The sequence below is a fragment of the Erwinia sp. LJJL01 genome (genome assembly GCF_047300805.2).
GTDB classification, from domain to species: Bacteria; Pseudomonadota; Gammaproteobacteria; order Enterobacterales; family Enterobacteriaceae; genus Erwinia; species Erwinia aphidicola.
This window is the reverse complement of sequence record NZ_CP178576.1, coordinates 2915206-2927225: the sequence shown is the minus strand read 5'-3', so window position 1 is coordinate 2927225 and position 12020 is coordinate 2915206. Positions and strand designations below refer to the sequence as shown.

Genomic DNA, 12020 nt, shown 5'->3' with positions numbered 1-12020 from the left:
CGTTGATTTCATTCTTATTACGGAGAATGAATACGACGCGTCGTTTCAATTTTCAGCTTGTTCCGGATTGTTAAAGAGCAAATATCTCAAACGTGACTCCAAAAAGTCAGTTTTGAGATACGGTGATAACGACTTTCACTTCGTTACCGGTATGGCGTCCCCAAGGGGATTCGAACCCCTGTTACAGCCGTGAAAGGGCAGTGTCCTGGGCCTCTAGACGATGGGGACTCTGATACTACATTTTGCTCGTTACGTTCATCAGACAATCTGTGTGAGCACTACGCGGGAAGGTATCTTCAGGTAAGGAGGTGATCCAACCGCAGGTTCCCCTACGGTTACCTTGTTACGACTTCACCCCAGTCATGAATCACAAAGTGGTAAGCGCCCTCCCGAAGGTTAAGCTACCTACTTCTTTTGCAACCCACTCCCATGGTGTGACGGGCGGTGTGTACAAGGCCCGGGAACGTATTCACCGTAGCATTCTGATCTACGATTACTAGCGATTCCGACTTCACGGAGTCGAGTTGCAGACTCCGATCCGGACTACGACGCACTTTATGAGGTCCGCTTGCTCTCGCGAGGTCGCTTCTCTTTGTATGCGCCATTGTAGCACGTGTGTAGCCCTGGCCGTAAGGGCCATGATGACTTGACGTCATCCCCACCTTCCTCCGGTTTATCACCGGCAGTCTCCTTTGAGTTCCCGACATTACTCGCTGGCAACAAAGGATAAGGGTTGCGCTCGTTGCGGGACTTAACCCAACATTTCACAACACGAGCTGACGACAGCCATGCAGCACCTGTCTCACGGTTCCCGAAGGCACTAAGGCATCTCTGCCGAATTCCGTGGATGTCAAGGCCAGGTAAGGTTCTTCGCGTTGCATCGAATTAAACCACATGCTCCACCGCTTGTGCGGGCCCCCGTCAATTCATTTGAGTTTTAACCTTGCGGCCGTACTCCCCAGGCGGTCGACTTAACGCGTTAGCTCCGGAAGCCACGCCTCAAGGGCACAACCTCCAAGTCGACATCGTTTACGGCGTGGACTACCAGGGTATCTAATCCTGTTTGCTCCCCACGCTTTCGCACCTGAGCGTCAGTCTTTGTCCAGGGGGCCGCCTTCGCCACCGGTATTCCTCCAGATCTCTACGCATTTCACCGCTACACCTGGAATTCTACCCCCCTCTACAAGACTCTAGCCTGCCAGTTTCGAATGCAGTTCCCAGGTTGAGCCCGGGGATTTCACATCCGACTTGACAGACCGCCTGCGTGCGCTTTACGCCCAGTAATTCCGATTAACGCTTGCACCCTCCGTATTACCGCGGCTGCTGGCACGGAGTTAGCCGGTGCTTCTTCTGCGGGTAACGTCAATCGAAAAGGTTATTAACCTCTTCGCCTTCCTCCCCACTGAAAGTACTTTACAACCCGAAGGCCTTCTTCATACACGCGGCATGGCTGCATCAGGCTTGCGCCCATTGTGCAATATTCCCCACTGCTGCCTCCCGTAGGAGTCTGGACCGTGTCTCAGTTCCAGTGTGGCTGGTCATCCTCTCAGACCAGCTAGGGATCGTCGCCTAGGTGAGCCGTTACCCCACCTACTAGCTAATCCCATCTGGGCACATCCGATGGTGTGAGGCCCGAAGGTCCCCCACTTTGGTCCGAAGACGTTATGCGGTATTAGCTACCGTTTCCAGTAGTTACCCCCCTCCATCGGGCAGTTTCCCAGACATTACTCACCCGTCCGCCACTCGTCACCCAAGAGCAAGCTCTCTGTGCTACCGTTCGACTTGCATGTGTTAGGCCTGCCGCCAGCGTTCAATCTGAGCCATGATCAAACTCTTCAATTAAAAGTTCGATTTGCTGAAACAAGTTCAGCGGTGCTCATCTGTAAAACGTCATAATGAATTTCATTATGTGTTCACTCGTGAGGCTTGATATTTTTTACGTCCGGAGACGTTGATATCAATCCTGCGAGTGCCCACACAGATTGTCTGATAAATTGTTAAAGAGCGTTGCGAGCAGTGCCGAGGCTTCCTGTCGCGAGGTGGCGTATATTACGCTTTCCTCCTTCGGAGTCAACTTCTTTTTGAGAAGTTTTTCCGGCGGTTCAGATACTTCCTGAACCTCCTGAGCCGCTGGCCTGTAAGCCGTTGTGCCGTCTCAGTGGTTGCGCATTATAGACAGGCGCTTCGGGAACGCAAGCAGTAATCTTAACTTTTTTACTGCCTGCTGAAAGTTCACGCGAAACGCTGCTTTTTAGCCCTGTTTGATACGTGCCGGCAGCTCTTTCAGGCTATTTAGCACCCAATCGGCTGCGGCTTCGCCTTCAGCAGTGACGGGCTTACCGCTACGCACTAATACTTTTTTACCCACTCCAGCAGCTTTTGCCGCCAGCATGTCTTCAATCTTGTCGCCAACCATATAAGAAGAAGCCATATCAATGTTCAGCTCCTGCTGAGCAGTGAGCAACATTCCCGGCTCTGGTTTACGGCAGTCACAGGACTGGCGTAACTCTTCTACTATTGCTTCGGGATGATGCGGGCAGAAATAGATACCGTCGAGGTCGACATCGCGGTCGGCCAGTGACCAGTCCATCCATTCGGTCAGCTGCATAAACTGATCTTCACTAAACATGCCACGGGCAATACCGGACTGGTTAGTCACCAGCACCAGCGCAAAGCCCATCCTCTTCAGTTCACGCATGGCATCAATGACGCCATCGATAAACTCGAAGTTATCGATTTCAGAGACATAACCGTGATCGACATTAATAGTGCCGTCTCGATCGAGGAAAATTGCGGGGACCTTGTCAGCCACGTAGTAACTCCTGCTACAAAATTTGCCGTAGAGTATCGCATGATTGCCTGAAAAGAGAGAATGGCAGTTTGAATGACTTCGATTGATTTAGACGTCTGGATGCCTTAACATCCACTCGCAATCCCGGAAGCGCGGGATGGATTGATCATTTACGCCACGGATAATTCCCATCACGATAATAAATAACTCAATGATAAAACTTTCAAATATCACCAAAGTGTTCCAGCAGGGTTCACGGACTATCACAGCGCTGTCGGATGTCAGCCTGCACGTTCCCGCCGGACAAATTTATGGCGTGATCGGCGCATCCGGTGCGGGTAAAAGTACCCTGATCCGCTGCGTTAATCTGCTGGAGCGCCCCACTTCCGGTAGCGTGCTGGTTGATGGTCAGGACCTGACTACCCTTTCAGAAGGGCAGCTCACGCTGGCACGCCGCCAGATTGGTATGATCTTCCAGCACTTCAATCTGCTGAACTCACGCACCGTAGCCGGCAACGTCGCGCTGCCGCTTGAGCTGGGAAATCTGTCCAGAACCGAAATTAAAGTGCGCGTCAGTGAGCTGCTGGAGCTGGTCGGCCTGTCAGACAAGCATGACACCTGGCCAGCCAATCTTTCCGGCGGCCAGAAACAGCGCGTGGCCATTGCTCGTGCGCTGGCCACCAATCCCAAAGTGCTGCTGTGCGATGAAGCCACCAGCGCGCTGGATCCGGCAACCACGCGCTCAATTCTCGAACTGCTGAAAGATATCAACCGTCGTCTGGGCATTACCATCCTGCTGATCACCCATGAAATGGATGTGGTGAAACGCATCTGCGACTGCGTAGCCGTCATCAGCAATGGCGAACTGATTGAGCAGGATACCGTCAGTGAAGTGTTCTCCCATCCGAAGACGCCACTGGCTCAGCAGTTTATTCAGTCAACGTTGCATCTGGACATCCCCGAGGACTACCTCAAGCGCCTGTCGCCAGAAGCGAGTGCGACCACCGTCCCTCTGCTGCGCCTGGAGTTTACCGGTCAGTCTGTCGATGCGCCGCTGCTTTCTGAGTCAGCACGCCGTTTTAACGTTAACAACAACATTATTAGCGCGCAGATGGATTACGCCGGTGGTGTGAAGTTCGGCATCATGCTGGCGGAGATCCACGGTGAGGCAGCCGACACCCAGGCCGCCATCGCTTTCCTGCACGAGCATCATGTAAAGGTAGAGGTATTAGGTTATGTCTGAGGCAATGATGTGGTTACTGGGCCGGGGCATTTGGGAAACGCTGATGATGACCTTTGTCTCTGGCTTTTTCGGCTTCGTGCTGGGCCTGCCAACAGGCGTTCTTCTCTATGTCACTCGCCCGGGTCAGATTGTGGCGAATGCCAAACTCTATCGCGTGCTCTCCGCTGCGGTAAATATCTTCCGCTCGATTCCGTTCATTATCCTGCTGGTCTGGATGATCCCGTTCACGCGCATTATCGTCGGCACCTCCATTGGTTTGCAGGCCGCTATCGTGCCGCTGACCGTTGGCGCTGCCCCCTTTATTGCCCGCATGGTGGAAAATGCGCTGCTTGAGCTGCCAACCGGACTGATCGAAGCTTCCCGCGCAATGGGGGCCACCCCATTACAGATCATCCGCAAGGTTCTGCTGCCGGAAGCACTGCCGGGTCTGGTGAATGCCGCTACTATTACTCTGATTACCCTGGTCGGCTACTCAGCAATGGGTGGCGCCGTCGGCGCAGGCGGTCTGGGTCAGATTGGCTATCAGTATGGCTATATCGGCTATAACGCCACCGTGATGAACACGGTATTAGTCCTGCTGGTTGTTTTGGTGTATTTGATTCAGTTCTGTGGCGATCGCATTGTTCGTGCGGTCACCCACAAGTAAACACAACAGTAATTTCTCTCTATTTAAGGAAGGGATATGTCTTTTAATCTTAAAACGTTTGCCGCAGTAGGCGCTCTGATTGGTAGCCTGGCGTTAGTTGGATGCGATCAGAAAGAGAAAGATCCAAACCACATCAAGGTTGGTGTGATCGTTGGTTCTGAGCAGCAGGTTGCCGAAGTGGCAGCCAAAGTGGCGAAAGAGAAATACGGTCTGGATGTTGAGCTGGTGACCTTCAATGACTACGTACTGCCGAACGAAGCGCTGAGCAAAGGCGATATTGACGCCAATGCCTTCCAGCATAAACCTTACCTCGATCAGCAGATTAAAGATCGTGGCTACAAGCTGGTTTCCGTGGGTAGCACCTTTGTTTACCCAATCGCGGGTTACTCTAAGAAGATCAAATCTCTGGACGAACTGCAGAACGGCGCACAGGTTGCTATCCCGAATGACCCCACTAACCTCGGTCGTTCCCTGCTGCTGCTACAGAAAGTGGGTCTGATCAAACTGAAAGAGGGTGTTGGCCTGCTGCCAACCTCACTGGATGTGGTTGAGAACCCGAAAAACCTGAAGCTGGTAGAGCTGGAAGCACCGCAGCTGCCACGTTCACTGGACGATCAGCAGATTGCACTGGCAGTGATCAATACCACTTACGCCAGCCAGATCAACCTGACTCCAGCGAAAGACGGCATCTTTGTTGAAGACAAAGACTCCCCTTACGTTAACCTGATCGTGGCGCGCGAAGACAACAAAGACGCGGAAAACGTGAAGAAATTCGTGCAGGCTTACCAGTCTGACGAAGTCAACGACGCCGCTAATAAAGTGTTTAACGGTGGCGCAGTAAAAGGCTGGTAACCAGCCGCATGCGGGCAGCGCCAGCTGCCCGCAGCTCATTAGATATTGCCAGATGTGCCTGCCTGATGCTCTCCGCTTGTTATTTCCGTTCCAGCTTGCTTCAATAACGCCACTTTATCGATCATGAGGATTTTCCCATGCGTTTTTTACCGCTCTGTTTGTTAGCGCTGACGCTGACAGGGTGTTCGTTATTCCCTAAGCCCTATGAGCCTGTTAAACCTTTTCCGCAGTCAACGCAGACCGATGCTTCCCAGGCGAAACCTGCCGCGCGCCCTGCCCCGGTAAAACTGTATACCGATGCTGCTGACCTGGTGAGCAAGCCTTTCCGTGACCTGGGTGAAGTGTATGGCGACGATTGCCAGAGCAGCTCACAGGACTCACCGCCGAATCTCGCCACCGCGCGTAAACGTATGCAGATTCGGGCATCCGCTATGAAAGCCAACGCTGTGCTGGTGCATAAATGTGAGATCGTCACCGCTGCGCAGGGCTGCTATCGTCAAGCGATTTGCCAGGGCTCCGCACTGAAAGTCAGCAATCAATGAGTGGATTCTCCTTCTCCCAGATTGGTGTGATCCACTCTCCGTGGAAGGAAAAGTTCGCCGTTCCCCGTCAGCCTGGTTTGATTCAGGATGGCGGTGGAGAACTCCACTTCGCAGCGCCGTATAACCACCCGGAAGCCGTGCGCGGCCTGGAAGCGTTCAGCCATCTGTGGCTGCTTTTTGTCTTCCATCAAACGATGGAAGGCGGCTGGCGCCCAACGGTCAGGCCCCCGCGCCTGGGCGGTAATGCCCGCATGGGCGTGTTTGCCACCCGTTCGACCTTCCGCCCTAACCCCATCGGCATGTCGCTGGTCGAGTTAAAAGGTATTCGCGTTGACAAGCAGCAGGTGATCCTCGAACTCGGCAGTCTGGACCTGGTCGACGGCACGCCGATCGTCGATATCAAGCCGTACCTCCCCTTCGCTGAGGCGCTGCCCGATGCTCGCGCCGGATTTGCCCAGCAGGCTCCGCAGGCAGACATGCCGGTGAGCTTTACGCCTGAAGCGCAGCAGCAGCTGGCTCTGCATCTGCGCCACTATCCCCACCTTGAGCGTTTTATTCAGCAGGTACTGGCGCAGGACCCACGTCCGGCCTATCGTAAAGGGGAAGAGCCCGATCGCGAATACGCCGCCTGGCTGCTGGAGTTCAACGTGCGCTGGCGCGTTACGCTTAGCGGCACCGAAGTAATTGCCATCGACCCACGTTAATTTCTTCCGGCATCTTTTGAGTCACCTGTCACGCTGGTACACTAGCGTCCACGTTTTTTTTGGCTCTCTGCGTTCATATGGAATCGTAACTCATGCGTACTACTCAATATCTGCTCTCCACACTTAAGGAGACACCTGCCGACGCTGAAGTGATCAGCCACCAGCTGATGCTGCGCGCCGGGATGATCCGTAAACTGGCTTCCGGCCTGTATACCTGGCTGCCGACGGGTTTGCGCGTGCTGAAAAAAGTCGAAAATATCGTGCGCGAAGAGATGAATAACGCCGGTGCGATTGAGATTTCCATGCCGGTGGTGCAGCCAGCGGATTTGTGGCAGGAGAGTGGACGCTGGGAGCAGTACGGCCCGGAACTGCTGCGTTTTGTTGATCGTGGCGAGCGTCCGTTTGTTCTCGGCCCAACGCACGAAGAGGTGATCACCGACCTGATCCGCAACGAGCTGAGCTCTTATAAGCAGCTGCCGCTGAACCTGTTCCAGATCCAGACTAAATTCCGTGATGAAGTGCGCCCGCGCTTTGGCGTGATGCGTTCACGTGAATTCATCATGAAGGATGCCTACTCGTTCCACACGACCCAGGAGTCGCTGCAGGAAACCTACGACGCCATGTATCGCGCCTACAGCCAGATCTTCACCCGCATGGGTCTGAATTTCCGTGCGGTGGATGCCGACACCGGTTCGATCGGCGGCAGCGCTTCTCACGAGTTCCAGGTGCTGGCACAGAGCGGTGAGGATGATGTGGTGTTCTCTACCGAGTCAGACTACGCGGCAAATATGGAAAAAGCGGAGGCCGTTGCTCCTGCTGCTGGCCGCGCTGCTGCGACTCAGGAGATGACGCAGTTCGCTACGCCGAACGCCAAAACCATCGCTGAGCTGGTTGAGCAGTTTAATCTGCCGATCGAAAAAACCGTGAAAACGCTGATGGTAAAAGCCACCAAAGAGAGCGGCCATACGCTGGTTGCCCTGCTGCTGCGCGGCGACCACGAGCTGAATGAAATTAAAGCTGAGAAGATTGATATCGTTGACGCGCCGCTGACTTTCGCCACGGAAGAAGAGATCCGTGCGCTGGTCAATGCAGGTCCAGGTTCACTCGGCCCGGTCGGTCTGAATATGCCGATCGTTGCGGACCGTACCGTTGCGGCAATGAGCGACTTCAGCGCGGGTGCCAATATTGACGGTCAGCACCTGAAAGGCATCAACTGGGAACGCGACCTGCCATTACCACGCGTGGCCGATCTGCGTAACGTGGTTGAAGGCGATGCCAGCCCGGACGGAAAAGGCACGCTGCTGATCAAACGCGGCATCGAAGTGGGCCATATCTTCCAGCTCGGGACGAAGTATTCCGAAGCGATGAAAGCCTCGGTACAGGGTGAAGATGGCCGTAACCAGATTATGACCATGGGCTGCTACGGTATTGGTATTACCCGCATCGTGGCCGCTGCCATTGAGCAGAATCACGATGAGCGCGGCATCATCTGGTCCCCGGCGCTGGCACCTTTCCAGGTGGCTATCCTGCCAATGAACATGCAGAAGTCGTTCCGCGTCAAAGAGCTGGCGGAAGAGCTGTACAGCACGCTGCGTGCCAAAGGCATTGATGTGATTCTGGATGACCGCAAAGAGCGTCCGGGCGTGATGTTTGCCGATATGGAACTGATTGGCGTACCGCACACCATCGTCATCGGCGACCGTAATCTCGACAGTGAAGAAGTGGAGTACAAATCACGCCGTGAAGGTGAGAAGCGTATGATCAAAACCAATGAAATCGTTGATTTCCTGGTGAGCGAGCTGGCGCCATAAGTTCGCCAGGCCTCTTCATTTCAGCACGGATGCTGACGAGCCCCCGACAGTGGCGCTGCCCTCTGTCGGGGGCTTTTTCATTGGGAAGCTTCGTGATGTTGAGGAGAATTGATGAACAGCGAGCCAGGTGCCAGCCTGGCAAACAGAGTCAGAAAAACAGCCTTCGTGGTTTCTCCGGCTAAAAATTAGTCGCCGCGCACTTTACCGCGCAGCGATTTGGTCGACGCTTTGCGTGCTTTACCTTCCAGCCGACGTTTTTTGGACGCCATCGTCGGGCGCGTTGCCCGGCGGGTCTTCTCCACCACGGTGAGTTCAACAATCAGATTTTCCAGCCTTTTCAGCGCGGCTTCACGATTCATCTCCTGGCTGCGATACTCCTGGGCCTTAATAATCACCACCCCTTCCGGGGTGATCAGAATGGTGGCTAACCGCCAGCATACGCTGCTGATAAAACTCAGGCAGGCTGGAAGAGCGAATATCGAAGCGCAGGTGGATCGCCGTCGAACTCTTATTCACGTTCTGGCCACCGTTGCCCTGCGCTCTGATCGCGGTGATCTCGATTTCGGCATCCGGAATAGTGACGTTACGTGATAAAACAATCATATGCGCTTTCCGGCATCCAGCCACTGCTCGAACTGAATTTCCAGATGATGACTGTTATCTGACAACCAGATAGTGCCATCCTGAATAGTGGCCTGCAGCGTCATCGAACGCGAGGCCAGCTGCACCAGGGCGCTGAGCTGCTCGTCGCTGATATAGCGAATGGTCAGGTTATCATGCTGGGTCAGCTTATTCTGGTTCTGCTGCCACCACGGCTGAGCGGCGCGACCGTTGTAGGTATACAGCCAGACGTGCTGCGAGCGGCTACAGGCCTTTTTGATTCGGCGCTCTTCCGGCAGGCCGAGATCAACCCAAACATCAATGCCGTTATGGTCGTTCAGCTGCCAGATTTCCGGCTCATCTTCCGCGCTCAGGCCGCGGGTGAAGGTCAGGCGTTCGTTGGCATGAACCAGCCATGCCAGCAGGCGCAGCATCAGCCGCTCTTCCGTTTCCGAAGGGTGACGTGCCAGCGTCAGCGTGTTGTCGATAAACACGTTACGGTCCATGTCGGCGACATTGACGGTAGCTTTATAAATCGTAGCTTTAAGTGCCATGAGGTTCCTTATTTCAATTCGCGCCTATTGTAACCTGATGAGTGAGCAAATCACCCGCTTGCGGGCTGATTTCCGATAAATGGCTGTGCTATAGTCGGATAATCGCCAGAGAAAACTCTGAAGGAGGTGCATGTGCCAAAGTATTGTGAGTTAGTTCGCCAAAAATATGCCGAGATAGGCAGTGGCGATCTGGGATACGTGCCGGACGCATTAGCGTGCGTGTTGAAAGCACTTGATGAGGTAGCGGGTAATCCTGAGCTACACTCTTCCATCAGGGAACAGGCAGCCTTTGCTGCCGCAAACTTATTGGTGAGCGACTATGTTGACGAACGAAGCGTATAAACCGATCAACTGTGATGACTACGACAATCTGGAACTCGCCTGCCAGAACAGCTGGCCCCTGTCGCTGACGCTGAAAAATGGCGAACAGCTGACGGCCAAAGCTAAAGATATGGTGTCGCGCAAAAACGTTGAATACCTCAGCATTGAGATCAATGGCGAGGAGCGCCAGCTGCGCCTCGACCATATCGACACCTTTAGCCACCCTGACCTGGGTACTGTAAAGGTCAGCGAGTCCGATTAAGCCCCGTTTTAGCCTGGCGGATCGACGATCCGCCTCTTCATCCTAAGGTTTCAACCCCGCGTAATACGCCGCCAGATCGGCTATATCCTTATCGCTTAGCCCGGCAACGAAGGCCTTCATGACTTCCGCCTGCCCGCCGCTGCGCGCACCGCTTTTGTACGCCTGTAAAGCCTGTTCAAGATACGCCTCATGCTGCCCGGCAAGGTTGGGATAGACTGGCGCAGCCGCTTTGCCGTCGGCGCCGTGGCACGCCATGCAGCGGGCTGATTTCTCCTGCCCGGCGCTGCTGTTGCCCGCGCCGAGCGCAGGCAGGCTGCACGCCAGCAGCATCAGCGCCAAAAGTCGGGTACTCATCATTGATCTCCAGTCAGTTATTTTAGCGGCACCAGTGCAGATGCCAGCAGGCTTCATTTTCCAGCGGCGCGCCCTCGCGGGTGACAAACACGCCAATGGCGGCAATCAAACGATCGCCATAAAAAAGTAACGGGGTGCGCTCACGCAGCCAGGGCGCAACGGCCAGCTCCTGCCACAGCTTTTTCAGCGGGCGGCTGCCTGCACGCCCCTGGATGTGAAAAGCCCCCTGCGCCTGAAAACGAATAGTGACCGCTTCAGCGGGCTGCGGCGCACGCAGCGCAATGCCATGCGCCCCCAGCTGCAGCTGACCCAGCCCGTCGGGCAGCGCTAATGGCTGCCACGGTGGCGGCCAGTTCAGGCGGATCTCACGCAGCGGCGGGTAAAGCGGTAGCCAGTAGAGGCGATCGCGGAAGCGGCGGATTTGATGGCTGCCCAACCGCAGGCGCGGCTCTGCATCCTCACGGCTGCATGCCACTTCCTGCCAGAGCCGCTGTAATGCCTCGCGCGACGGCATGCTGGCATCATGAGTGGCGATCCAGCGCCGCAGCAGCGCTGCCCGCCGTGCATCGCTCATCTCCAGCAGCGGTGCAATCGACAATGCCCCCTGCTCGTCCACCAGCAGGGCCAGCGATTCGGCCAACAGCTCGTCAAGCAGCTGCTCCTGCTCGCCGCACAGCGCGGCGCTGCGTGCCACGGCGCTGGCAAAATGCGGCCAGCGGTCATTGAGTAACGGCAGCACCTTTAAACGCAGAAAGTTGCGGTCATAGCGCGGGTCCTGATTGCTGTCATCCTCAATCCATGACAGCTGGTGATGCTGCGCCCACGCTTCCAGCTGGCTGCGGCTTACTGCCAGCAGCGGCCGCAGATGGCGATGTTGCCCCAACCAGTGCTGCTGGGGCATCGCGGCCAGACCCGCCGGGCCGCTACCGCGCTTCAGGGCCAGCAGCACCGTTTCACTTTGGTCATCAAGGTGCTGGGCGGTCAGCAGCGCCTCGTCCGGCAGCAGCAGCTGGCTGAACGCGTCGTAGCGCGCGGTGCGGGCCGCGGCTTCGATCCCGCCTGCGCGCGCATCAATCTGCACTCTCACCACCTCAAGCGGCACCTGCCACTGCGCGCACTGCTGCTCACAGTGTGCCACCCAGCTATCCGCCAACGGATTCAGCCCGTGATGGATATGAACCGCCCGCAGCTGCAGCTCCGGCCGCTGGCTTCTCAGCAGCACCAGCTGATGCAGCAGCACGCTGGAATCCAACCCACCGCTGTAGGCCAGCAGCACAGCAGGCTGTGACGCAAGTGCGCGTTCAAGATGGGCGATGGCAGACATGGGCGTTCCTGCAATA

The 12020-nt window shown here is 55.5% G+C and carries 12 protein-coding genes, 1 tRNA gene, 1 rRNA gene and 1 pseudogene; 8 read left to right on the top strand and 7 right to left on the bottom strand.

Features of this window, described 5'->3' with window-relative positions; translation table 11 throughout:
* Nucleotides 1-152: 152 nt before the first annotated feature.
* From ACLI4M_RS14420 to gmhB, 3 genes are all read right to left on the bottom strand, one after another.
* A tRNA-Glu gene (locus ACLI4M_RS14420) sits at nucleotides 153-228 on the bottom strand.
* A gap of 73 nt (nucleotides 229-301) precedes the next feature.
* Nucleotides 302-1842, bottom strand: a 16S ribosomal RNA gene (locus ACLI4M_RS14415).
* Between the two features lie 409 nt (nucleotides 1843-2251).
* Entirely contained in the window at nucleotides 2252-2812 is a 561-nt protein-coding gene (gene gmhB / locus ACLI4M_RS14410; protein ID WP_048915021.1) for a D-glycero-beta-D-manno-heptose 1,7-bisphosphate 7-phosphatase, read from the bottom strand.
* 190 nt (nucleotides 2813-3002) lie between these two features.
* Between gmhB and metN the strand changes: the two genes are divergently transcribed.
* The 6 genes from metN (at nucleotide 3003) to proS (ending at nucleotide 8589) form a co-directional block, all read left to right on the top strand.
* The gene (metN, locus tag ACLI4M_RS14405) at nucleotides 3003-4034 is read left to right on the top strand and encodes a methionine ABC transporter ATP-binding protein MetN (RefSeq protein WP_133624393.1); all 1032 of its coding nucleotides are present in this window, start codon (nucleotides 3003-3005) and stop codon (nucleotides 4032-4034) included.
* The gene (locus tag ACLI4M_RS14400; RefSeq protein ID WP_048915019.1) at nucleotides 4027-4680 is read left to right on the top strand and encodes a methionine ABC transporter permease MetI; all 654 of its coding nucleotides are present in this window, start codon (nucleotides 4027-4029) and stop codon (nucleotides 4678-4680) included. The genes metN and ACLI4M_RS14400 overlap by 8 nt, the downstream gene beginning before the upstream one ends.
* Nucleotides 4681-4716: 36 nt before the next feature.
* Complete coding sequence (locus ACLI4M_RS14395; protein WP_133624395.1) at nucleotides 4717-5532, top strand: MetQ/NlpA family lipoprotein; 816 nt, start codon at nucleotides 4717-4719, stop codon at nucleotides 5530-5532.
* A 137-nt stretch (nucleotides 5533-5669) separates the two neighbouring features.
* The gene (gene rcsF, locus ACLI4M_RS14390; protein ID WP_048915017.1) at nucleotides 5670-6074 is read left to right on the top strand and encodes an Rcs stress response system protein RcsF; all 405 of its coding nucleotides are present in this window, start codon (nucleotides 5670-5672) and stop codon (nucleotides 6072-6074) included.
* Nucleotides 6071-6778 (top strand): tRNA (N6-threonylcarbamoyladenosine(37)-N6)-methyltransferase TrmO, encoded by a 708-nt coding sequence (gene tsaA, locus ACLI4M_RS14385; RefSeq protein WP_133624397.1) that lies wholly within the window; start codon nucleotides 6071-6073, stop codon nucleotides 6776-6778. Before rcsF ends, tsaA begins: the two co-directional genes overlap by 4 nt.
* Before the next feature lie 92 nt (nucleotides 6779-6870).
* The gene (gene proS, locus ACLI4M_RS14380) at nucleotides 6871-8589 is read left to right on the top strand and encodes a proline--tRNA ligase (protein WP_133624399.1); all 1719 of its coding nucleotides are present in this window, start codon (nucleotides 6871-6873) and stop codon (nucleotides 8587-8589) included.
* Between the two features lie 185 nt (nucleotides 8590-8774).
* On the opposite strand, the pseudogene arfB reads toward proS, so the two are convergent.
* Both arfB and ACLI4M_RS14370 read right to left on the bottom strand, forming a co-directional pair.
* Nucleotides 8775-9192 (bottom strand): annotated as a pseudogene (arfB, locus tag ACLI4M_RS14375) (alternative ribosome rescue aminoacyl-tRNA hydrolase ArfB).
* On the bottom strand, nucleotides 9189-9743 hold the full coding sequence (locus tag ACLI4M_RS14370) for a YaeQ family protein (protein WP_133624400.1): 555 nt from the start codon (nucleotides 9741-9743) through the stop codon (nucleotides 9189-9191). The pseudogene arfB and the gene ACLI4M_RS14370 overlap by 4 nt, the downstream one beginning before the upstream one ends.
* Before the next feature lie 132 nt (nucleotides 9744-9875).
* On the opposite strand from ACLI4M_RS14370, the gene ACLI4M_RS14365 reads away from it, so the two are divergent.
* Nucleotides 9876-10085, top strand: coding sequence for a YaeP family protein (locus ACLI4M_RS14365; RefSeq protein ID WP_099754171.1), 210 nt, complete (start codon nucleotides 9876-9878; stop codon nucleotides 10083-10085).
* The gene (gene rof / locus ACLI4M_RS14360; protein ID WP_048915011.1) at nucleotides 10063-10326 is read left to right on the top strand and encodes a Rho-binding antiterminator; all 264 of its coding nucleotides are present in this window, start codon (nucleotides 10063-10065) and stop codon (nucleotides 10324-10326) included. The genes ACLI4M_RS14365 and rof overlap by 23 nt, the downstream gene beginning before the upstream one ends.
* Before the next feature lie 42 nt (nucleotides 10327-10368).
* On the opposite strand, the gene ACLI4M_RS14355 is transcribed toward rof, so the two are convergent.
* Both ACLI4M_RS14355 and tilS read right to left on the bottom strand, forming a co-directional pair.
* Entirely contained in the window at nucleotides 10369-10683 is a 315-nt protein-coding gene (locus ACLI4M_RS14355) for a c-type cytochrome (protein ID WP_048915010.1), read from the bottom strand.
* Between the two features lie 19 nt (nucleotides 10684-10702).
* Nucleotides 10703-12004 carry a tRNA lysidine(34) synthetase TilS gene (tilS, locus tag ACLI4M_RS14350; RefSeq protein WP_133624402.1) on the bottom strand — a complete coding sequence of 434 codons (1302 nt, stop codon included), beginning with the start codon at nucleotides 12002-12004 and terminating at the stop codon, nucleotides 10703-10705.
* Between the last annotated feature and the right edge of the window lie 16 nt (nucleotides 12005-12020).